The following is a 1,398-nucleotide window of genomic DNA, read 5'->3' on the forward strand; positions in this document are numbered from 1 at the left end:
CGTATTTTCTCACGTGAACGGCATCAAATCGAGAACCGGTGGCCGGCATCTTATGAATGTGCCTCATTGGTAACCTGCCGGGTTTTCGGATAAGGCGCGCCCTCGCTTTGTCATTGACGTGCCGTCACTCTGCAGCGGGACCCGTACCGGGAGGGCGGGGAATGCATGAGAGCCGCCGGCGCAGTGGACTAACTGCACCACAGCGGCCACGCCCCAATGGCAGCAGGAACGGCGGCCCAGGCATCTCGGGCCCCCAGTGCCCGCATTGCTCATCACATCTTTAAGAATCCGTGGAACGGAGCCGCGTCTCGACGGTTACATTAGCTCAACCTTGAGAAGGAGGTAGCCATGAAGAAGCTCCTGCTTGTTTCGGTTATCGCCATTGCTTCGGCGGCGGCGATGATCGCCCCCGCGGATGCCGGTAGTCGCTTCACGATCGGCATCGGCGGCTATGCCGACGACTATTACGGCGGCGGCTATTACAATGGTTATGGCGACTACGGCGATCGCTACGCCTATCGCCGCTACTACCAGGACGAGTCCTACGACAACGGCTACAGGCCGCGTTATTACCACCGGCACCACCGTTGCCACATCGAACTGGTCAAGCACTGGCGCCATCACCACAGGATCATCGAGGAAATCCGCGTCTGCGGATGACCTGATCCGGGAAGACTGATCCGACCGGCATTGYCGGTCGGGTCGCCTGTCACCGGACCCTTCTCCCCACCATCATCCCATAATGCACCGCCAGCAGGTCCAGCCCGACCTTCAAGAGCTTCGTCACCACATCCCGCCCCTCGCCGGTCTGTTCGGCCAGGCCCTTGATCGAGCCGCCGGCGCAGCAGACTTTCTGCACCACGACAGCCACCTCCCAATGGCAGAGCGCCCTGCTCGCGGCGGCGTGGGCGCGGCCGGCATCGAGCACGCTGTCGGCGATGCCGCCGCCGTGCCGACCGCCGTCGACGCGCTCGCTCCAGCGCATCGGCTTCACGCTCGCCTGCTGGCTGCAGCGGAAATCCTCGCGGTAGCGCAACCCGGCCTCGCGCTGCTGGCGCGACAGCGAGGTGATGCCCAGCAGCGGATCCACATTGCGCACCCGCACGATGCCGCCGGTGGAGGTGTAGCCGTCATTCGACACCTCGTAGACGCGGCCCGCTTCCAGCGTGCCCGCAGCCAGCCGCTTGCGACCGAAGTCATCGTCCTTCAGCGCGAAATCATGGCCGATCTCGCGGCGGATGCGCACCTGCTCGGCCTCGCCCTTTGGCAGTTTTGGTGCCTGCGGTCTTGCAGCTCTGGTTCTCTTGCTCACGGGAGGCTCCTGGTTGGGGTGTTGGGATTGGGTTGGGCCGTGCGGAACCTGGGTTCCTCGCCCCCGCAGAGCGGGGGAGAGGTGGC

General features: G+C 64.3%; 2 protein-coding genes. One reads left to right on the forward strand and one right to left on the reverse strand.

All coding sequences use genetic code 11. The annotated features are described in order from the left end of the window. Window positions 1–348 precede the first annotated feature (348 nt). Window positions 349–660, forward strand: coding sequence for a hypothetical protein (locus tag ACXJ7R_RS32725; protein ID WP_457155411.1), 312 nt, complete (start codon window positions 349–351; stop codon window positions 658–660). A 49-nt stretch (window positions 661–709) separates the two neighbouring features. On the opposite strand, the gene ACXJ7R_RS32730 is transcribed toward ACXJ7R_RS32725, so the two are convergent. Next, window positions 710–1,312 carry a DUF6456 domain-containing protein gene (locus tag ACXJ7R_RS32730; protein WP_457155412.1) on the reverse strand — a complete coding sequence of 201 codons (603 nt, stop codon included), beginning with the start codon at window positions 1,310–1,312 and terminating at the stop codon, window positions 710–712. Between the last annotated feature and the right edge of the window lie 86 nt (window positions 1,313–1,398).

The sequence above is a fragment of the Mesorhizobium sp. P5_C1 genome (genome assembly GCF_054049815.1).